The sequence below is a fragment of the Mesorhizobium sp. WSM4841 genome (assembly GCF_055811515.1).
In genome coordinates this window covers 1-16,576 of sequence record NZ_JBVVQC010000033.1, presented here as the reverse complement: position 1 = coordinate 16,576, position 16,576 = coordinate 1, and the positions used below count along the sequence as shown (strand labels likewise).

At 61.9% G+C, this 16,576-nt stretch carries 23 protein-coding genes, 1 tRNA gene and 1 pseudogene; 5 read left to right on the top strand and 20 right to left on the bottom strand.

All coding sequences use genetic code 11. From position 1 onward, the window contains the following. The first annotated feature begins 468 nt into the window (after positions 1–468). Genes proS through AC0L14_RS28320 form a run of 3 tightly spaced genes read left to right on the top strand, consistent with a single transcriptional unit; the run spans position 469 to position 3,757 of the window. Positions 469–1,797, top strand: a complete 1,329-nt coding sequence (gene proS, locus AC0L14_RS28330; RefSeq protein ID WP_123152087.1) for a proline--tRNA ligase — start codon at positions 469–471, stop codon at positions 1,795–1,797. Continuing rightward, on the top strand, positions 1,794–3,077 hold the full coding sequence (locus AC0L14_RS28325; protein WP_473751464.1) for a lipoprotein-releasing ABC transporter permease subunit: 1,284 nt from the start codon (positions 1,794–1,796) through the stop codon (positions 3,075–3,077). Before proS ends, AC0L14_RS28325 begins: the two co-directional genes overlap by 4 nt. Next, positions 3,074–3,757 carry an ABC transporter ATP-binding protein gene (locus AC0L14_RS28320; RefSeq protein WP_174654574.1) on the top strand — a complete coding sequence of 228 codons (684 nt, stop codon included), beginning with the start codon at positions 3,074–3,076 and terminating at the stop codon, positions 3,755–3,757. Before AC0L14_RS28325 ends, AC0L14_RS28320 begins: the two co-directional genes overlap by 4 nt. Before the next feature lie 510 nt (positions 3,758–4,267). On the opposite strand, the gene lipB is transcribed toward AC0L14_RS28320, so the two are convergent. Next, complete coding sequence (gene lipB / locus AC0L14_RS28315) at positions 4,268–5,011, bottom strand: lipoyl(octanoyl) transferase LipB (RefSeq protein ID WP_473485358.1); 744 nt, start codon at positions 5,009–5,011, stop codon at positions 4,268–4,270. A 179-nt stretch (positions 5,012–5,190) separates the two neighbouring features. Here lipB and AC0L14_RS28310 point away from each other — a divergent pair. Both AC0L14_RS28310 and AC0L14_RS28305 read left to right on the top strand, forming a co-directional pair. Beyond that, a tRNA-Leu gene (locus AC0L14_RS28310) sits at positions 5,191–5,275 on the top strand. A 146-nt stretch (positions 5,276–5,421) separates the two neighbouring features. After that, entirely contained in the window at positions 5,422–6,783 is a 1,362-nt protein-coding gene (locus tag AC0L14_RS28305) for a DUF6538 domain-containing protein (RefSeq protein WP_473751463.1), read from the top strand. Here AC0L14_RS28305 and AC0L14_RS28300 read toward each other — a convergent pair. The 19 genes and pseudogenes from AC0L14_RS28300 to AC0L14_RS28210 all read right to left on the bottom strand — a co-directional run. After that, positions 6,743–6,979, bottom strand: coding sequence for a hypothetical protein (locus AC0L14_RS28300; protein ID WP_287158985.1), 237 nt, complete (start codon positions 6,977–6,979; stop codon positions 6,743–6,745). The genes AC0L14_RS28305 and AC0L14_RS28300 overlap by 41 nt on opposite strands. A gap of 277 nt (positions 6,980–7,256) precedes the next feature. Then, positions 7,257–8,180, bottom strand: a complete 924-nt coding sequence (locus AC0L14_RS28295) for a DUF7666 domain-containing protein (protein ID WP_473751461.1) — start codon at positions 8,178–8,180, stop codon at positions 7,257–7,259. Continuing rightward, the gene (locus AC0L14_RS28290) at positions 8,177–8,584 is read right to left on the bottom strand and encodes a DUF4326 domain-containing protein (protein ID WP_473751460.1); all 408 of its coding nucleotides are present in this window, start codon (positions 8,582–8,584) and stop codon (positions 8,177–8,179) included. The genes AC0L14_RS28295 and AC0L14_RS28290 overlap by 4 nt, the downstream gene beginning before the upstream one ends. Continuing rightward, complete coding sequence (locus AC0L14_RS28285) at positions 8,581–9,036, bottom strand: ASCH domain-containing protein (protein ID WP_473751459.1); 456 nt, start codon at positions 9,034–9,036, stop codon at positions 8,581–8,583. Before AC0L14_RS28285 ends, AC0L14_RS28290 begins: the two co-directional genes overlap by 4 nt. Then, positions 9,033–9,239 (bottom strand): hypothetical protein, encoded by a 207-nt coding sequence (locus tag AC0L14_RS28280; protein ID WP_473751458.1) that lies wholly within the window; start codon positions 9,237–9,239, stop codon positions 9,033–9,035. Before AC0L14_RS28280 ends, AC0L14_RS28285 begins: the two co-directional genes overlap by 4 nt. Continuing rightward, on the bottom strand, positions 9,239–9,952 hold the full coding sequence (locus tag AC0L14_RS28275; protein ID WP_473751457.1) for a hypothetical protein: 714 nt from the start codon (positions 9,950–9,952) through the stop codon (positions 9,239–9,241). The genes AC0L14_RS28280 and AC0L14_RS28275 overlap by 1 nt, the downstream gene beginning before the upstream one ends. A 37-nt stretch (positions 9,953–9,989) precedes the next feature. Beyond that, positions 9,990–10,352, bottom strand: coding sequence for a hypothetical protein (locus tag AC0L14_RS28270; RefSeq protein WP_473751456.1), 363 nt, complete (start codon positions 10,350–10,352; stop codon positions 9,990–9,992). Further along, positions 10,352–11,332 carry a phage Gp37/Gp68 family protein gene (locus AC0L14_RS28265; RefSeq protein WP_473751455.1) on the bottom strand — a complete coding sequence of 327 codons (981 nt, stop codon included), beginning with the start codon at positions 11,330–11,332 and terminating at the stop codon, positions 10,352–10,354. The genes AC0L14_RS28270 and AC0L14_RS28265 overlap by 1 nt, the downstream gene beginning before the upstream one ends. Then, entirely contained in the window at positions 11,325–12,128 is an 804-nt protein-coding gene (locus AC0L14_RS28260) for a hypothetical protein (protein WP_473751454.1), read from the bottom strand. Before AC0L14_RS28260 ends, AC0L14_RS28265 begins: the two co-directional genes overlap by 8 nt. Next, a complete protein-coding gene (locus AC0L14_RS28255) occupies positions 12,125–12,658 on the bottom strand; it encodes a hypothetical protein (protein WP_473751453.1) in 534 nt (177 codons plus the stop codon). The genes AC0L14_RS28260 and AC0L14_RS28255 overlap by 4 nt, the downstream gene beginning before the upstream one ends. 44 nt (positions 12,659–12,702) lie before the next feature. After that, complete coding sequence (locus AC0L14_RS28250; protein ID WP_473751452.1) at positions 12,703–13,221, bottom strand: hypothetical protein; 519 nt, start codon at positions 13,219–13,221, stop codon at positions 12,703–12,705. Next, positions 13,218–13,469 carry a hypothetical protein gene (locus AC0L14_RS28245; protein ID WP_473751450.1) on the bottom strand — a complete coding sequence of 84 codons (252 nt, stop codon included), beginning with the start codon at positions 13,467–13,469 and terminating at the stop codon, positions 13,218–13,220. The genes AC0L14_RS28250 and AC0L14_RS28245 overlap by 4 nt, the downstream gene beginning before the upstream one ends. 2 nt (positions 13,470–13,471) lie before the next feature. Continuing rightward, positions 13,472–13,723 (bottom strand): hypothetical protein, encoded by a 252-nt coding sequence (locus AC0L14_RS28240; protein WP_473751449.1) that lies wholly within the window; start codon positions 13,721–13,723, stop codon positions 13,472–13,474. Beyond that, positions 13,720–14,028, bottom strand: a complete 309-nt coding sequence (locus tag AC0L14_RS28235) for a hypothetical protein (RefSeq protein ID WP_473751448.1) — start codon at positions 14,026–14,028, stop codon at positions 13,720–13,722. The genes AC0L14_RS28240 and AC0L14_RS28235 overlap by 4 nt, the downstream gene beginning before the upstream one ends. A gap of 196 nt (positions 14,029–14,224) precedes the next feature. After that, on the bottom strand, positions 14,225–14,377 hold the full coding sequence (locus AC0L14_RS28230; RefSeq protein ID WP_473751447.1) for a hypothetical protein: 153 nt from the start codon (positions 14,375–14,377) through the stop codon (positions 14,225–14,227). Next, positions 14,374–14,619 carry a hypothetical protein gene (locus tag AC0L14_RS28225; RefSeq protein WP_473751446.1) on the bottom strand — a complete coding sequence of 82 codons (246 nt, stop codon included), beginning with the start codon at positions 14,617–14,619 and terminating at the stop codon, positions 14,374–14,376. Before AC0L14_RS28225 ends, AC0L14_RS28230 begins: the two co-directional genes overlap by 4 nt. Next, positions 14,616–15,215 (bottom strand): hypothetical protein, encoded by a 600-nt coding sequence (locus AC0L14_RS28220; RefSeq protein ID WP_473751445.1) that lies wholly within the window; start codon positions 15,213–15,215, stop codon positions 14,616–14,618. Before AC0L14_RS28220 ends, AC0L14_RS28225 begins: the two co-directional genes overlap by 4 nt. 89 nt (positions 15,216–15,304) lie before the next feature. Beyond that, positions 15,305–15,577, bottom strand: a complete 273-nt coding sequence (locus tag AC0L14_RS28215) for a hypothetical protein (RefSeq protein ID WP_473751444.1) — start codon at positions 15,575–15,577, stop codon at positions 15,305–15,307. A gap of 365 nt (positions 15,578–15,942) precedes the next feature. After that, positions 15,943–16,576, bottom strand: a pseudogene (locus tag AC0L14_RS28210) (hypothetical protein); the annotation flags it as partial.

Sequence of the window (16,576 nt, the reverse complement as noted above, 5' to 3'; positions counted from 1 at the left end):
CTGTGCTGGCGCTAGGTAAAGTGGTTTAGCAAGTTGTCGTGCTAACCAAGTGATTGCACAAAAAAAATGCAAGGCACGAGGCCTTGCAATTTAAACGCGTCCGATCTGTTTCCGGTGTCCGGCGGCAGCGAGTAACCGCGCCTAGATCGCATCCTCCCAAGACTTTGACCGCGTAGGAGGGCAGATTTCTTTCCGCCCTCTCGGTTATCGGGGCACATTAGACCAAGGCGGGTGAAAATGTCACGCAGAATTTTGCCCGGAAATAAGCAATCTCGTGCTGCAGTGCACAATAGTATGGCAGGCGTTGCTTGCGAAACGACCAGCAAGGCGGATGCGGCACTGCGGACCCTTTGCGGCGTCCCGAGGGGCGGGTTTCCATTCCGTCATGAAATGGCTATGAAGCCGGGGCAAGCAAGCCTGCGCTGCGCCGATTCCGGTGCGGCAATCCTCTCTCTCACGGACCAGTCCATGCGTTTGTCGCGCTATTTCCTGCCTATCCTCAAAGAAAATCCGCGCGAGGCCGAAATCGTCTCGCACCGGCTGATGCTGCGCGCCGGCATGATCCGCCAGCAGGGGCAAGGCAGTTTTTCCTGGCTGCCGCTCGGAAAAAGGGTGCTGGACAAGGTCTGCCGCATCGTTCGCGAGGAGCAGGACCGGGCCGGCGCGCTCGAGATCCTGATGCCGACCATCCAGTCCGCCGAGCTGTGGCGCGAAAGCGGCCGCTATGACGACTACGGCAAGGAGATGCTGCGCATCAAGGACCGGCAAGACCGGGACATGCTCTATGGACCGACCAACGAGGAGATGGTCACCGAGATTTTCCGCGCCTATGTGAAGTCCTATAAGGATCTGCCGCTCAATCTCTATCACATCCAGTGGAAATTCCGCGACGAGGTGCGGCCGCGCTTCGGCGTCATGCGTTCGCGCGAGTTCCTGATGAAGGACGCCTATTCCTTCGATCTCGATTTCGAAGGCGCCAAGGCGGCCTATAACAGGATGTTCGTGTCCTATCTCAGGACGTTCACGCGCATGGGGCTGCAGGCAATCCCGATGCGTGCCGACACCGGGCCGATCGGCGGCGACCTCAGCCACGAATTCATCATCCTGGCCGACACCGGCGAGAGCCAGGTCTATTGCCATCGCGACTATCTCGCGCTTGATGTGCCGGGGGCGGACACGGACTTCTCCAACGATGCCGCGATCGGCGATATCGTCAAGACATGGACGACGCCCTATGCCGCGACCGATGAGATGCACGACGAGGCGGCGTGGGAGAAGGTTGCGACAAGCGACCGGGTCTCGGCGCGCGGCATCGAGGTCGGCCACATCTTCCATTTCGGCGACAAATATTCGAAGCCGATGGGTGCCAAGGTGACCGGGCCCGACGGCAAGGATCATTTTGCCTCCGGGGGGTCCTACGGCATCGGTCCGACGCGGCTGGTCGCGGCGATCATCGAGGCCAGCCATGACGACAATGGCATCATCTGGCCGGAGGCGGTGGCGCCTTTCGACATCGGCCTGATCAACATGAAGGCCGGCGACGCCGACTGCGACCGCGTCTGCGACGAACTCCATGCGGCGTTTGTCGCCGTCGGCAAGGACGTGCTCTACGACGACACCGACCAGCGGCCGGGCGGCAAGTTCGCCACCGCCGACCTGATCGGCCTGCCGTGGCAGGTGATCGTCGGGCCACGCGGCGTGGCGGCCGGCGAGGTCGAGATCAAGAATCGCAGGACCGGCGAGCGTGAGACGCTGCCGATCGTGGACATGAAGAAACGCTTCGGTTTTGCCGGATGAGCGAAGCCGCAGCGAAACCCCCGGCCGCCGGAGCTTTTTCCGTTTTCGAACGCATGGTCGCATGGCGCTATCTGCGCTCGCGCCGCAAGGAGACGGTGATCTCCGTCATCGCATCGATCTCCTTCCTCGGCATCATGCTGGGCGTCGCCACGCTGATCGTCGTGATGGCTGTCATGAACGGGTTTCGCGCCGAGCTCCTGACGCGCATCCTCGGCGTCAACGGCCATCTGATCGTGCAGCCGCTCGACTTGCCGCTGGAGGACTATGCGCAGGTTGCCGGCCGCATCAACGGCGTGCCCGGCGTCCAATACGCCATTCCGCTGATCGACGGGCAGGTCCTGGCGCAAGGCAATATCGGCGGCGGATCAGGGGCGCTGGTGCGCGGCATACGCGGCGAAGATCTGGGCAAGATTTCAATCGTCGCCAGCAATATCAAGCAGGGCTCGATCGCCGGGTTCGACACAGGCGAGGGCGTCGCCATCGGCAGCCGCATGGCCGACAATCTCGGTCTTGTGCTCGGCGACACCATCACGCTTATCGCGCCCGACGGCGATGTGACGCCGCTCGGCACGACACCGCGCATGAAAGGCTATCCGGTCACGGCGATCTTCGAGGTCGGCATGTCAGAATATGACAGCTCCATCGTCTACATGCCGTTTTCGGAAGCGCAGCTCTATTTCAACATGGATGGCCGGGCTCAGGCGATCGAGATTTATGTCGACAATCCCGACAATGTCGATGCGCTGAAGCCGAAGGTCGAGGAGGCGTCGCAGCGGCCGATCACCATGGTCGACTGGCGAGAACGCAACAGGACTTTCTTCGATGCGCTGCAAGTGGAGCGCAATGTCATGTTCATGATCCTGACGCTGATCGTGCTGGTGGCGGCGCTCAACATCATCTCGGGCCTGATCATGCTGGTGAAGGACAAGGGCCACGACATCGCCATCCTGCGCACCATGGGCGCCACGCGCGGCGCGATCCTGCGTATCTTCCTGATGACGGGCGCGGCGATCGGCGTGGTGGGCACCATCGCCGGGGTGCTGCTGGGCGTTGTAATCTGCCTGAACGTCGAGCGAATCCGCCAGTTCTTCTCCTGGCTGGCCGGCGAGAGGCTGTTCAATCCCGAGCTCTATTTCCTGAGCCAGCTGCCTGCCCGCATGGACGCCAGCGAGACGATCTCGGTGATCCTGATGGCTCTGGTGCTGTCGTTCCTGGCGACGCTGTTTCCGGCATGGCGCGCGGCCAGGCTCGATCCGGTCGAAGCGCTGAGGTACGAATGATGGCCGAGGCCATTATCGAGCTGAAGAGCGTCGAGCGGCACTATGTCCAGGGGCCGCGCAAGCTGACCATCCTCAACGGTGCCGATTTTTCGCTGAAGCGCGGCGAGATCGTGGCGCTGGTGGCGCCTTCGGGTACCGGCAAATCGACGCTGTTGCACACCGCCGGACTGCTGGAGCGGCCCGACGCCGGCGACGTGATTCTGGCAGGCCGCGCCTGCGGGCGGCTTTCCGACGACGAGCGCACGGCGATCCGCCGCAACGATGTCGGCTTCGTCTATCAGTTCCATCACCTGCTGCCGGAGTTCACGGCGCTGGAAAACATCATGATGCCGCAGCTGATAAAAGGGCTGACGCGCAAGGAGGCTGCCGAGCGTTCGGCGCAACTGCTCGACTACATGCAGATCGGCAAGCGGGCGCAGCACCGGCCGTCCGAACTGTCCGGCGGCGAGCAGCAGCGCGTCGCCATCGCCCGCGCCGTCGCCAATGCGCCGCTGGTGCTGCTTGCCGACGAGCCGACCGGCAACCTCGACCCGGTCACCGCCTCCTATGTGTTCGAGGCATTGGGAGCGCTGGTCCGGCAATCGGGGCTGGCGGCGCTGATCGCCACCCACAATCACGAGCTTGCCTCGCGCATGGACCGTCGAGTCACGCTGGCCGACGGCAAGGTTGTTCCGCTTTAGGGTGTATCGATATTCAGGTGATGCCGGCCTGCGAACGTCGGTTTCCTGCGCTTCCGGTGCTCACGTACTTAAGTACGCTCCGCTCCGGTTCTCGGAAGCCACCATTCTGGTCGCTTCGCGCCCGTCTTCGACTCCGGCGCGGCCTGACCTGACTCTCGACACACCTAACGGGCTGATCACCAGCGGCCGCGTTTTCCCGCACGCAGCCAGCGCGGAAACGGCGGAGATCCGCCTCTCAACCTTTCCTTAACCCTGCCGAACTGAGCGCCCGAATTTCGCGACACGCTCTGATTGCGGTCGTTGACATTCGAACAAAATCAGAACAAAATACGAACATACTGAAAACAGGAGAGAGTTATGACCGGTCTTGTTCAGGATGTCGTGTCACTGGTGTGCATGAGCACGTTTCTCATTTCCATGGCGATCTGGATCGGAGCGATGTGACGCAGCGCGCCCCGTTCTTCACGGGGTGAGGGCGGCGTCGGAGCTCGGTGGTTCAGCGCCGCTTTGTCAGCCGATCTTGCGGGCCAACTCGACAAGCAAAGGTGCCGCGGGTCCGAAGACATCCTCGAAGGCGGATTTTAGCGCGAGGTCGAGATCGGCCATCGTTATGGGAAGACCGAGATCGACGAGACTGGTGATGCCGTGATCCTGTACGCCGCACGGCACGATGCCGCTGAAGTGGGCGAGATCCGGCTCGACATTGATGGCGATACCGTGAAAGCTCACCCAGCGCCTCAGCCTGATGCCGATGGCGGCGATCTTGTCCTCGGCGAGCGATCCGTCGGCCAGGGGCGGGCGATCCGGCCGCACCACCCAGACGCCGACGCGATCCTCGCGCCGTTCGCCACGCACGTTGAAGGCGGCGAGCGTGCCGATGATCCATTGTTCAAGTGCGGCGACGAAGGCGCGGACGTCCTCGCGCCGCCGCTTCAGGTCGAGCATCACATAAGCGACCCGCTGGCCTGGCCCATGATAGGTGTATTCGCCGCCGCGCCCGGCCGCGAACACCGGGAAACGGTCCGGCTCGATCAGATCCTCGATGCGGGCGCTGGTGCCGGCGGTGTAGAGCGGCGGGTGCTCGACCAGCCAGACCATCTCGCCGGCGGCGCCGCTTCGGATCGCTTCGGCACGCGCCTCCATCACGGCAAGCGCATCCGGATAGGCGGTGAGGCCGGGTTCGATTCGCCATTCGACCGGCGCCGAACCGGGCAGGGGCAGGAACGACGTGGCGATCTGGCTGCGTTCTGTCATGGTGTATCTCGTGTCGCCCTTCATATGGCGGCAATCGGTTGAAACGTCCAGTTCCGAGCGCGTTCCAACCTTTGGAGGGTTATGCCGAATCCCGGGCAATTATTGCGCGACGCGCCCTTGTTTCGCCGGAAACGATTTGCTACACGCCGCGAGCCGGTTCGTTCCGGCTCCTACCACGTGCGGTCGTGGCGGAATTGGTAGACGCGCAGCGTTGAGGTCGCTGTGGGGCAACCCGTGGAAGTTCGAGTCTTCTCGACCGCACCATTACTTTTCCCGAAATCCTGCCTTACCGCCTTGTAATCGTTCACTAAAATCAAGTTCGATAAATCCGGACTTGCAAAATTCAACAGTTTTGTGCCACTAATCGCGCCACATACCAAGCCCCGACAGGCTTTTTTGTAGGTGCGTACATGGGTCGAAATCGAACCCGAACCGATCCCGACAGATACCTTACCAAGCGGCAAGGCAACTTCCACTACAAGCGCCGGGTGCCGGTCACGATCGCGCATCTCGACGAGCGCGCGCCGCATGTCCGCACCTCGCTGAAGACCGACGATCGCGGGCTCGCCAGGCGCAAGCGCGACCTGCTCGAGGCGGCTGACGACGCGCTGTGGGCGTCGCTGATCACCAAGGGTGTCACCGATCCAGCCCGGCGGCGCTACGAGGCCGCGGTCAAGCGCGTCGAGGCGCTCGACTTCACCTTTCATGGCGCCGGCTATTTTGAGCAGCCTGAAGCCTTTGACGACCTGGTCGACAGGCTGCGGCACGTGCTGGCGACCGGCCAGCAGGACCAGATCATGGAGCCGCTGCTCGGCGCCATCGAAGTGCCGAAGATGACAGTGTCGAAAGCCTTCGAACTCTATTGCGACGAGATCGTTGCGGACGAACTGGTGAACAAAAGCCAGGTGCAGAAGGACCAGTGGAAAAAGGTCAAGAAGCGGGCGATCAGCAACTTCATCAAGCTCGTCGAGGACAAGCCGATGGAAGAGATCACCATCGACGATGCCAAGAAAATCTATCGGCATTGGCTGGCACGCATCGCGCCGAAGGAAGGCAAGGCCACCGCCGGCGCATCGTCTGGAAACCGCGATCTCGGCAACATGCGGGTTCTCTATGAAGCATACTTCAAGCACATGGGTGACGCCCGCCGGATCAATCCGTTCGAAGGGCTCGGCTTCTCGCTTAAGAAAAAGCGATCGCGCCCGCCGATCCCGACCGACTGGATCCGCGACACCGTTATGAAGCCCGGCAACCTTGCCACGCTGAACGAAGAGGCGAGGGGCATCCTGTTGATTCTGATAGAAACCGGCGCGCGGCCGAGCGAGATCTGCAACCTCGAGCCGCACGCCATCAGGCTGTCGAACAAGGTGCCGCATCTGTCGATCGAGCCGCGCGAGGATCCGGACAACCCACGCGAGATCAAGACGGAATCGTCGCGCCGCCTTGTGCCGCTGGTCGGCGTTGCGCTTGAGGCCGCCCAGCGGCACAAGGCCGGCTTTCCGCTTTACCGCAATCGCGAAAATGATCTCTCGGCGACGCTGAATAAGTACTTGCGTAGCAACAGCTTGCTGCCGACCAAATCGCACACGGTCTACTCCTTCCGCCATTCGTTCGAGGACCGGATGAAGGAGGGCGGCCTCGACGACGAGTTGCGGCGCCTGTTGATGGGTCACACCGTCGACCGACCGAAATACGGGTCCGGCGGCTCGCTCGACTGGCGCCGGCGCGAGCTTATGAAGATAGTGCTGCCGTTCGATCCATCGATCGTGTGAGGCGCGCCTTGGCGGCGGCAAGGATTGCCGAGGCCTCAATGCGTTTTTCCCGTTCGCGCTCAAGGGCGCGCCAGATCGGCAGATAGAGCTCGGCCCGCTGCGGCCCGAGCTTGTCCATGCGCATGGCGACCAGATCGAGAAAGGTCTCGATCTCGTCCAGCGTCACCGGCTTGCGTTTGGTAGAGCGAGCGGTCATCGGGCATTCAACCTGGCAAAGTGATCAGGTGGCGGAGGCGGCGGAGCGCCTTCAGCCTTGGCGCGGGCTGCCCGTTCATGCCATCCGATCAAGTAGAGATCATCCTGCCGGGCATCGCGCCACCGTGTAGCTGTGAAGCTTGTCGGTATGCCTGGTTGCGGTCTCGCATGATAGCCTTGGTCATAGACCTCTTCGACCTGCAGAATCAGCTTCCCGAACCAGCCGTTGCGATACCTTGTCTCGCCAGTGATGCGATCCGAGCCCATGGGCGATGGCATCAGGCCACCTCGACCGGCTTGCCGTCGGCCATGCGGTAGAAGGTGTCGGCCTTGATACCGTCCCTGCCGACGATGCCGGCCCATGCGCTGAGAATTTCGCCATCGGTCGACCGCTCGACCAGGAACAGCGCGCAGCCGTCCTTGCCGCGCGCCTTGCCTTGGTAGCCCGATGCGGTGGCAGCGCCCTGCGTGCCCGATGCGGTGGCGGCGCCCTGCGTGCCCGATGCGGTGGCAGCGCCCTGCGTGCCCGATGCGGTGGCGGCGCCCTGGTATCCCGATGCGGTGGCAGCGCCCTGCCATCCAGATGCTGTGGCAGCGCCCTGCCATCCAGATGCTGTGGCAGCGCCCTGGTCGCCCGATGCGGTGGCAGCGCCTCGCCGCCCCGATGCGGTGGCAGCGCCCTGGTCGCCCGATGCGGTGGCAGCGCCCTGCCATCCAGATGCTGTGGCAGCGCCCTGCCATCCAGATGCTGTGGCAGCGCCCCCGTTCTTCGTTTCCTTGACGCCCTCGCCATTGCCGCTTGCAAACGGGCCGCTGATCCATTTGGCACGATCGAAGACATATTTGACCGCCGCCGCGACGAGCTCGGGCAAGTGGAACTCCGCCCTGATGGTGATTTCGGCGGCGGCGATTTTCGTGTCGCCACCTCTCTCGCGTGCGGTCTTGCCGCCCAACTCTACGACGGCATAGCGGCTGGTCGCCGGAGGATAATAGGCAAAGACATTCAGCGGATGCTCGCAGGCATGGAAGCCGCTGCCGCAGGCGACGACGTCGCCATCATGCTTGTAGCTCTTGCCAACCTCATACTGGAAACGCTTGCCGTCCGGCGTGCAGGCGAAGTCCTGGTTGAAGCCTTTGTAAGCGATGATCGTCGGCGCGGTCTCGACAATCGCTTCGGCAGTCTTCTTCGTGCGGGCCATCATTTCACCTCGTTATAGCGAGCGGCAAAGGCCACGCGCGATTTGACCTGGTCTGGATCGTTGGCGATGTTGAGAAGGACGTCAGCGTGGCAGGGCTTGCCGTCGAGCGCGCACCAGCATGCGAGGTTCTTGCCTGTCAGGGTGCCGATGTTGCGGAAGATGGCGAGGCGCGCCTTAGCCTGTTCCTGCGGCGACGGATCCGGGATCAGGCAGTCCCAGCAGCATGCCATCTGGCTGAAGAGCTGGACGACATAGGCGCGATCGTGCCTAGCGCTGACCTTGAACGGGTTACCGAAGATCGAAGGCCGCGCCACATTGACGGCGTCAAGGCCATTGAACGAACGGGAGTGCAGTTGAAGGTCGAAACCCTTGGCCCGCGAGAGACGGAGGCGAACTGGCTTGGTCATAGCAAGCTGCTCTGTTTTTGTGCGGCGACGGCCGTGGCACTGGCGAGATGCTCTCGCCACTTGAAGAAGCCGAGCGCGCCCTTGACCGGGATGAAATCAGCAAGCAGTTCGGGATTGCGCAGGACGAAGCCGTAGCGCCCGAAGAACCACGGACTGGCGCTGTCGGTTACGCAGCCGGCAATTTCCACCGTCCCGACGATGCCGCCACGGGGGAGGTCGTCGAACGCCGGCAGGGTCAGGCCGGGCGGGAAAGGATGCGAAAGGCTGATGTGGTGCACGGTAGCGAGGCAATCCTCGTACTCGTCACGCGTCATCCCCTTCGAGGCATGCAGACAGACCCGACCTCTGATCTTCGTCGGCCAGTCGCGGTTTTCGATGTCCTTGCCGCCATGGATGATGGCCCATGGCCATGGCTGGCGGACGGAGAGGGCAAGCTCTGGGAGCTCGATCACAGCAGCCTCCGCTGGGCTCTGGCAGGCCGCGCGCAATCCTGGCAGGTGTGCTGCCACTCTCCGGAGACCTTGGTGATGACAAAGCCTTCGCGGCGGGCGTCGGACACCATCACGTCGAATTCGTCGGACTGATAGGTCTTGGTCTGCGATGTGCCGCATTCGCAGACGATCTGCTGAAGGCCGTCGTGTTTCTCGATGGCCATCAAAAGTCGCCGATGCCGGTCGACGGCTCATATTCGTCGACGATGAATTTCGACCCGCAGCAGTAGGCTGCAAACACCATCCTCTGATAGGCGGGCAAGTAGCCCATTCGGACCGTGTTCTTGGCGTCCTTGCTGTCGATCGTGAGCGAGTAGATCTCGCCTGTCGGGGTCACGGAGAAGCGCATAGCACAGCTGTATTTGCGCTTGTCCGACTCCGGATCGAGCTCAATATGCATGTAGCCTTTCAAGCTCGAGCTCTCGCTCTCCTCGACAAGACAGGTGGCGTAGGTGCCGTAGCGGTCGTGCACGTCGATGGCGTCGATCATCGCCTGGACGACGTCGGTCAGCTTCAGCTCCTTCGGTGCCAGCGACAGGATCTCGTTCATCTCCTTGGCGAGACGTTCTGTCACCAGCGGCTGCAGGACCTCGTCCATCTTGGCGCGCAGCACGGCCATGACCATGTTGCCGTAGGCCGGGACATCAATGCGGTCGCCGATATCCAGCGCCGCGGCAACGGCCATTTGGATCTGCTTGCCAATGTCGCCATACGATTCCATCGACCGCTTCACGGCATCGGCGACGGATTCGCCGATCTTCTTCTCGACGAGGGCCCGAAGTGTGGTCTCGCTGGTCTGCTTGTGGACTTCCGCGACGATGAAGTCGGCTAGGTTTTCGGGTGTGGCGGGCTGGGGATTTGGGGCGAGCGCGTTCATGTGGTTTCTCTCTCAGTTGGACAAGGGGTTAGTGACTTCAGCTATTTTCGTTGCTGAAGTCGGCGTCATCGTCGTGATCGGGTGGAGCGAGGTAGCGGTAGGCCGACGCCGTCGGCCGGTTGATCCGCATCACATTGGCCTCGTCGGTCAGCGTGAATGAAAATATCGAGCTGCCGCCGTAGAAATGCGTCACCCAGCTTTCGACCGAGTAGGAGAACGGCTTGCCCTCGACGACGGGCTCGAGCACGAGCTTTGGCACATCGATGCGGAGCATCTTGGCGCCGAAGCGCTCGACCTCAGTTGCCTTGCCGGCATGGCTGCGGTGTCCGAAAACCTCGACCATCGCCCATTCGAAGGCGTCGGGCTCGACCGCTGGGGTTTCTGTTGCTGTGGCGTCCATCAGACTTCTCCATGCTTCGAGGATGATTTCCCTTCTGTCCGCGGCATGGCGTTGTGCTCGACAGCGTCGAGCAGCCGACCGGCGGCCTTCTTGCCGCCGCGCCACATGACAGCCATTTCAGGATCGGTGAGCCGCGAAGCGGGATAGCCTCCGTCCCATTCGCGCACGCGGCCATCCCGCAAAACCGTCGCTTGCTCGAACCGCCGTGGCTCGGCGAAGGTGCTCGGCGGTGCCCATGCACCCCACTGCTTGAAGAAGAACGGCACGCCGGCGGCTGCGCACTGGTCGCGGGTCGAACGCGCCCAGGCGGGGTGCATCGGCCGGGCGCTTGGCCCGCTCTCGCCGCCGACGATGATCCAGTGGATACCTGCAAGATCAATCTCGCCAAGATCACCTAACAGTGGTTCGGCGCTGACAAACCGGACTGCTGCCGGCGTCTCGCGCAATTCGGCGGTGCGTTCCAGCCATTCCGCACGCCGCTCGGCGGAGACGCCAAGCCAGACGTTGGGGAGAGGCCAGTCTCTCGTTGGGAAGGAGTTCGGTCCACGTGCGTTTCTCACATATTCCCGCATGCGCTTCGCGCGCTTGGTCAGCACCTGGAAGGTGTGCTGCGGGCTGAGCGCCATGACGGCGAAGACGCGGTCGATCCATTCGTCGGGCACGTCCTCGTGGAACAGGTCGCCCATCGAGTTGACGAAGATGCGCTTGGTGCTGCGCCAGGTCAGCGGCTGCCGCAGGATGTGCTCCGGCGCCATGGCCAGCTTGCCGGTCCATATGGCGTGGCCCTTCACCTTCTTCGTGGTGCCGGCATAGTGCGGCGCGCCGGTCTGGCCCTTGGCTTGGAGCGCCGCCGTCATCGCCTCGATGCGGGCGGCCATGCCCATGGCGTAGCAGTTGGTGCAGCCGGGCGAGAGGATGGAGCAGCCGACGACGGGATTCCACGTCGCATCGGTCCATTCGATGGCGGTTTTGTCAGCCATGTTCCGCTCCCAAGCCAAGGGCGGTGAGGGCGTCACGCTTGGCCAGAACCTGCTGAGACAGAACGGCGGCGATAGCAGCTGTGGCTTGGGCTAGACGCTTCTTCTGCGCCACATGCTGGTAAACTTCATCCGACGAGCTGAACTCCAGCGTCTCGCCGTCCGAATATTCGAGGCGGTATGTCGATTCGCCGTCGACCAGACGAATGAGCTCCATGCTGTAGCCAAGCTCTGCCGTCTCCAGCGCGGAGGCTACCGCCTCTACCATCGCCTCAACCGGCAGAGAGGCTTGCGGGGGATACAGGTCGCGGCGCTCCGTGGCGTACTTCTCGGGGTTGCGCTTTGCCAGAGCCTCCCATCCCGCACGGTCGCCAATCTCCGGGTCTTTCCAATCGGTGCGCGGCTCGCCTTTCTCAAGCGCCCGCCATTGCCAGGCCACCGGAGCGGGACGAATTTCATTAATGCCCTTTTCGCGACAGTCTTCGCAAAGATTGGGAGCTTGGAAGCCGTTCCCCTTGCAATAGTCGCAGCGCTGATCTTCAATAGCGTCGTCAACGTTCGACAGTTTCTTGAAGCGGGATGTGTCTTTCGGGAGCGCCTCGGCTTCCGCCTTGGCGGCGGCCTCGACCATGGCTTCCCAGATATATCGCAAGCGTTGTTTGCTTATCCCTGCGAACGCGTTCAACATCGCCTCAGTCGGCTCGCGCGGCACCAGCACCATATCCGGCCCCTCGGTTAGATAGCTGATGGCCGCCGCATGCTGTTCGGGCGTCCAGTTGTCATCTTCTGCGGCCCTCACGACGCGACCTCCGCCTTGGCTATGGCAGCGCGAGCAAGATCGAATTCATCGGTATCCCTGTCGGCAACCCTCACGACGGCTTTCAGCGCCGCCAGCAGTTCGGACGCAGCGGCGTCAGCCTCGCCAAACCGGTGAACCAGTCCGTTATGATCGCGGACTTCCTCTCCGCGCTTCACCGTCTCGGCGAGGTGTTGAAGCTCAAACTCGGCCGCCCGATAAGCCTCGGAAAGGTGCCCGACCATATTTGAGCGCACGGCGGCACGCTTCATTCCACCGAGCTTTCCAGCGGCGAGGAGTAGGGCGGCCACGGCTGAGGCTCTGCTACTTTCGACAGGCGAATGCGCGATCACCGATTCGATAATCGAGTTAAACTGCTCCTTGGACAGGCTGATCATGGCATATGCGCCGGCATCGCCGTCTTTCTCAGCAGATCGGATTGAAACTTCTATCGCGCCGGCCGCTTCGTTTATGGAAATGAAAGGCGGGTAGTGCCCGGCGCAGGCGGTGAAGGCTGCGATATTGCGGTCCATGGAGATGCTCCCTATTCAGGTTGTGGATGTTTCGTTGGTGGGGCTCACTTCATGTCCTCGTAATCGAGGAAGTACCCCTTGCCGCAGACATCGCAGCGGTAGCGCTCGCCCTCCATGCCGCCGCCGATTTCCTTCATGTTCAGGCAATCTTGATACGACGGATCAGCCAGTCCGCATGGGGAGGCCGCACCTACCGGCGACTGCCCGGTCACTGGTACGGCCTCCATCGCGTTACCCTGCGTCGCCCGGATTTTTGCACCGGCAGGGGGCTGCGAGTCGTTGCTTGCGGGGAGAGAGACTTGACCGGCGAGCGCGGCTTTTGCGTAGGCGAGACAGCACTCCCAGTCTGCGCTCTGGAAAAGGTTGTCTTCGCTGGTATCAGCCGCATGTTTGTCCCAATCGACAGGCCTGCCGCACATCACCTCGAAGATGCGTTGCGCCGCCTCCACCATATCCGGCACTGCCTGGGTGGCAGGGGCGGGCCGCTTCTGCGAACCATAGTTTTGCCCGGCAGGGGAGACGGCGAATACGAGCTTCTCGTCGCGTGGATTCGTCGCCATCATTGCCCCGCTATGTTCCTGGCGCCGGCAAAGCGCTCGATGGCGCTATGCAGGCTCTCCTCGCACAGACTGACAGCGGTGGCGGGCGCCAGCTCGTAGTGGCGATGCAGGATTTCCATCATGCCGAACTGGACGGATTCGAAGAGGACCATCAGCTCGGCGTAGGTTGCGCCTCTTTTGACGGCGGGGCCGATCACTTCGCGGACGAAGCGAGCGGAAAGGAGATTGTGAAGTTCGCTGGCCGCGCTCATCACTACGCCCATCCCGACAGGAACTTTTCGAGCGCGCCAACGACCTGATTGCGGTCGCCGTCCGGATCAGGCTCATCGGAAAGGATCTCGGCCGTCAGCTTGGCCGCGTCGCAAAGCTTCTCCAGCGGCTCGACATCGGGATGGAATTCCGAATTCAGCCATTCGCCCTCACGGGCATAGCGCAGCAACTCGGTCACCGCCTCGGCGGCCTGGTGTGCTGCGGCGAGTGCCAGTTCCTGCTTCGTTGTGCTCATGATAGATGGCCTTCCGCCTTTGCTCGCAGCATGCCGCCACGCGCCTCGATCTCCGTGTTTGCCGCCTCGATCTCCGCTCTTGCTGCCTCGTCAGCGGCCTGGATGAGCGCGAACGTGCGACCGATTCCGGCGACTTGAAATTCCATCTCGGATGCGGCTCTTTTCGCCTCGTTGCTACGGCCCCGCTTCAAGACAGCAAGGGCCTCAACCATCGAGTAGCGGGATCTTTCGAGCTCAGATTTGAGCCAGCCCGCCTGGGCCGAATGGTTCCGCAGCATCTCGATGAGCTCCGGGTCTGTCGTCATGGCAGCGCCTCCAGATCAGCCTTGGCGCATCGGACAATCGCGCTGATGTCGTGCGTGAGCGGGACCAGCCCTTCCAAAGCAAGCCTGGCATGGTCTTCGCCGCATGACGAAATGCCGCCTCGCGCATATCCCACGAGCATTTCGAACTCGCGTTCCTGACCGGGTGACAGGAAACATGGGCGCATTCCGTTGGTCGTCATGCCGGCACCCGTCTGTCAGGTATCGTGACGGGCCGATGCTCTAGGGCGTCGGCCTCTGGATACATCTTGCTGCGTGAGGCAAGGACCTTGCCGATGCCAATGGAGATCGGCAGCAAGGCGACAAGCCAGATGACCAGGACAGTCATCATGACGGCAGCCCCGCATAAACTAGGCCGGCGATGATCAGCGCGACGGCGACCAGCATGGCGGCGAGGAACCGACGAACGGCCGGCGATCGCGCCGGCAAGATGTCGATGCAGTCGCCGCACTGACAATCCGGCCAGCGCGCGCAGACCAGCTGCTGCCGGCCGTGCGGCGGCACGCTCACCCGCGAGAGTTTTGGCGGCGCCACCGGAACGAAGCGGCGTGGGATCTTGCTGAGCGCGTTCATGACGGCAGCGCCCAGCCGAGCACGGCGAAGGTGGAGACGAAGACAAGCGTCGAGGCGAAGGCGAGGCCGGCCGGCCCTTCACCGCCGATCGCCCGGAAGTTCATCATGCCGGAAAGAGCGGCGAGGATCTGCGACGGCTTCTGGCCGACGAGGATCTGGCGCGAAATCCATGTCTCAAGCCGGGGCTCTGTCGCCGCGGCTGCTATCAGCTGGTCGGCGGTGCTGCCGGCCTGGTCAAGCCAGACGATGGCCGACCGCAGTTGCGCATCCGAATAGGTTTCGCGCCAGTCCCGCGGCGCCTTGCCGTCGAGGCCTAGGCCTTCGCATTCGGATATCAGTTCCTGGCGCGGCGACAGCGGCTGGAACACGCCCGCGCCGCAGACAGCGCGCGCCCTGGCGAGGTCGCAGGCTTCGAGCGCATGGCGGTCAATTTCTTCGCGGGTGAAATCGGTGTGCTTGAACAGCACGTCCTTGGTGACGGCGGTGCCGTACATGCTGAGCTCGAGCACGCGATCGGCCATGCGCTCGACGATAGACCTGGCGAGGGCATGCGAGGTGGTAGAAAGGCAGCCGACGGGCTGCTGATGGGTGATCATGGACGCCTCCATCCGCTGGACTGCGGTGAGGCATATTCGCGAGAATCGCAAAAACAGTCAAGATCGAAAATCGCGATAATCGCAAAAGGTTATTTGCGTCGCGACTTTGCCGATCCCTTTGCCAGAATCTGAATGGCATTCGTGGTTGAAGCAACGAATTTTTCTTGATCCAGATAATCCAGACTGGCAAGCAGCGGTCGAAGAGCTTCCGCTAATCGAAGAGCGGGGTCTGGCTCGAACGTCCGTTCCAGCCTTTCGATGATCTCCCTGTTCAAGCTGTTACGGCCCCTGGCGGCCAGCAATTTCGCCTTGAGTTCCGGCGACAGTCTGAGATGGAAGCTTGGCGGATCGGGCAGAGACATGCGCACTTTATGGCCGAAGGAGGCTTGTGCGGAAATGGTTCCAGATCGCCAATAAAACTAATCGATTTGGTACTATCTATCCCCACTATTCACACCACAATATTACAGGTTGATATATTCCGTTAAGCATTCTCCAATGTCATCAATATCAGTGATCATACGGGCGGCTCTTCGAAGCGAAGTTGGCACAGCCGCAAAAGGAAATCGTTCCCTATTCTGGGGACCGCTCGGTGGGAATGCAAAAATGATTCAGTATTTGCCGCGTCACAAGATGCGAGGCGCGGAAGCGATCGAAAAACTGTTGGCGTCAAGCGCCTGGCCGCTGGACCCGGCAAGCCGTATCCAGCGGGATGCCGCGTCGATCGCTAGCGCGATGGCGTTGATTCATGGCGGGGAGTGGCGGGTGCAGATTGACCATCAGCTTGGCTACGTTCTTGTGAAACAGTGTTGAAGCTGATGTCCTTCAGGATCACGTCGTAAAGAAAGGCGACGTCCTTCTCTGATAGGCCTTCGATGCGCCGCAGCGTAGCCAAGATCTCTACCTCGCCACGGATCGGTGGCGGCTCGGTGGCGGGCTCGTCCTGGCTAAAGAACTCTCGCATCAACTTAATCTCGTGCGCATCGATCGCGCGTGTCTCCTTGTTGGGATCGGTGTTTGCCGACCTCGTAATGGCGTCGGGACGCACGCCAACGAACTCCGCAAGCTTTTTCTTCGTCCCATGTGGGCGCTTGGCAAGCTCCTGCTGTAGCCAGATGCGAAGGTCATGCTGCGGGTCACTCATGACACGATATTCGCGATCTGCGCAAATTTTCCTATCGCGAAGATCGCAAATTTTGCTTGACAGAAAATCGCGATAATCGCAAACATCGCGACCATGAGCGATACACATCTTGATCCGGCCAAGTCCATCATCGCCAAGATCGGCATCGAAAAGGTGTCCGAAATAACGGGAAAGCATGTCTCGCGGGTATATCGTTGGATGTACCCAAAAGAGCGGG

What these genes read in the sequence shown, in the direction of transcription:
- proS (WP_123152087.1), top strand. Translation starts at nt 469, where the DNA reads ATGCGTTTGTCGCGCTATTTCCTGCCTATCCTCAAAGAAAATCCGCGC.
- AC0L14_RS28325 (WP_473751464.1), top strand. Translation starts at nt 1,794, where the DNA reads ATGAGCGAAGCCGCAGCGAAACCCCCGGCCGCCGGAGCTTTTTCCGTT.
- AC0L14_RS28320 (WP_174654574.1), top strand. Translation starts at nt 3,074, where the DNA reads ATGATGGCCGAGGCCATTATCGAGCTGAAGAGCGTCGAGCGGCACTAT.
- lipB (WP_473485358.1), bottom strand. Translation starts at nt 5,011, where the DNA reads ATGACAGAACGCAGCCAGATCGCCACGTCGTTCCTGCCCCTGCCCGGT.
- AC0L14_RS28305 (WP_473751463.1), top strand. Translation starts at nt 5,422, where the DNA reads ATGGGTCGAAATCGAACCCGAACCGATCCCGACAGATACCTTACCAAG.
- AC0L14_RS28300 (WP_287158985.1), bottom strand. Translation starts at nt 6,979, where the DNA reads ATGACCGCTCGCTCTACCAAACGCAAGCCGGTGACGCTGGACGAGATC.
- AC0L14_RS28295 (WP_473751461.1), bottom strand. Translation starts at nt 8,180, where the DNA reads ATGATGGCCCGCACGAAGAAGACTGCCGAAGCGATTGTCGAGACCGCG.
- AC0L14_RS28290 (WP_473751460.1), bottom strand. Translation starts at nt 8,584, where the DNA reads ATGACCAAGCCAGTTCGCCTCCGTCTCTCGCGGGCCAAGGGTTTCGAC.
- AC0L14_RS28280 (WP_473751458.1), bottom strand. Translation starts at nt 9,239, where the DNA reads ATGGCCATCGAGAAACACGACGGCCTTCAGCAGATCGTCTGCGAATGC.
- AC0L14_RS28275 (WP_473751457.1), bottom strand. Translation starts at nt 9,952, where the DNA reads ATGAACGCGCTCGCCCCAAATCCCCAGCCCGCCACACCCGAAAACCTA.
- AC0L14_RS28270 (WP_473751456.1), bottom strand. Translation starts at nt 10,352, where the DNA reads ATGGACGCCACAGCAACAGAAACCCCAGCGGTCGAGCCCGACGCCTTC.
- AC0L14_RS28265 (WP_473751455.1), bottom strand. Translation starts at nt 11,332, where the DNA reads ATGGCTGACAAAACCGCCATCGAATGGACCGATGCGACGTGGAATCCC.
- AC0L14_RS28255 (WP_473751453.1), bottom strand. Translation starts at nt 12,658, where the DNA reads ATGGACCGCAATATCGCAGCCTTCACCGCCTGCGCCGGGCACTACCCG.
- AC0L14_RS28250 (WP_473751452.1), bottom strand. Translation starts at nt 13,221, where the DNA reads ATGATGGCGACGAATCCACGCGACGAGAAGCTCGTATTCGCCGTCTCC.
- AC0L14_RS28245 (WP_473751450.1), bottom strand. Translation starts at nt 13,469, where the DNA reads ATGAGCGCGGCCAGCGAACTTCACAATCTCCTTTCCGCTCGCTTCGTC.
- AC0L14_RS28240 (WP_473751449.1), bottom strand. Translation starts at nt 13,723, where the DNA reads ATGAGCACAACGAAGCAGGAACTGGCACTCGCCGCAGCACACCAGGCC.
- AC0L14_RS28235 (WP_473751448.1), bottom strand. Translation starts at nt 14,028, where the DNA reads ATGACGACAGACCCGGAGCTCATCGAGATGCTGCGGAACCATTCGGCC.
- AC0L14_RS28230 (WP_473751447.1), bottom strand. Translation starts at nt 14,377, where the DNA reads ATGATGACTGTCCTGGTCATCTGGCTTGTCGCCTTGCTGCCGATCTCC.
- AC0L14_RS28225 (WP_473751446.1), bottom strand. Translation starts at nt 14,619, where the DNA reads ATGAACGCGCTCAGCAAGATCCCACGCCGCTTCGTTCCGGTGGCGCCG.
- AC0L14_RS28220 (WP_473751445.1), bottom strand. Translation starts at nt 15,215, where the DNA reads ATGATCACCCATCAGCAGCCCGTCGGCTGCCTTTCTACCACCTCGCAT.
- AC0L14_RS28215 (WP_473751444.1), bottom strand. Translation starts at nt 15,577, where the DNA reads ATGTCTCTGCCCGATCCGCCAAGCTTCCATCTCAGACTGTCGCCGGAA.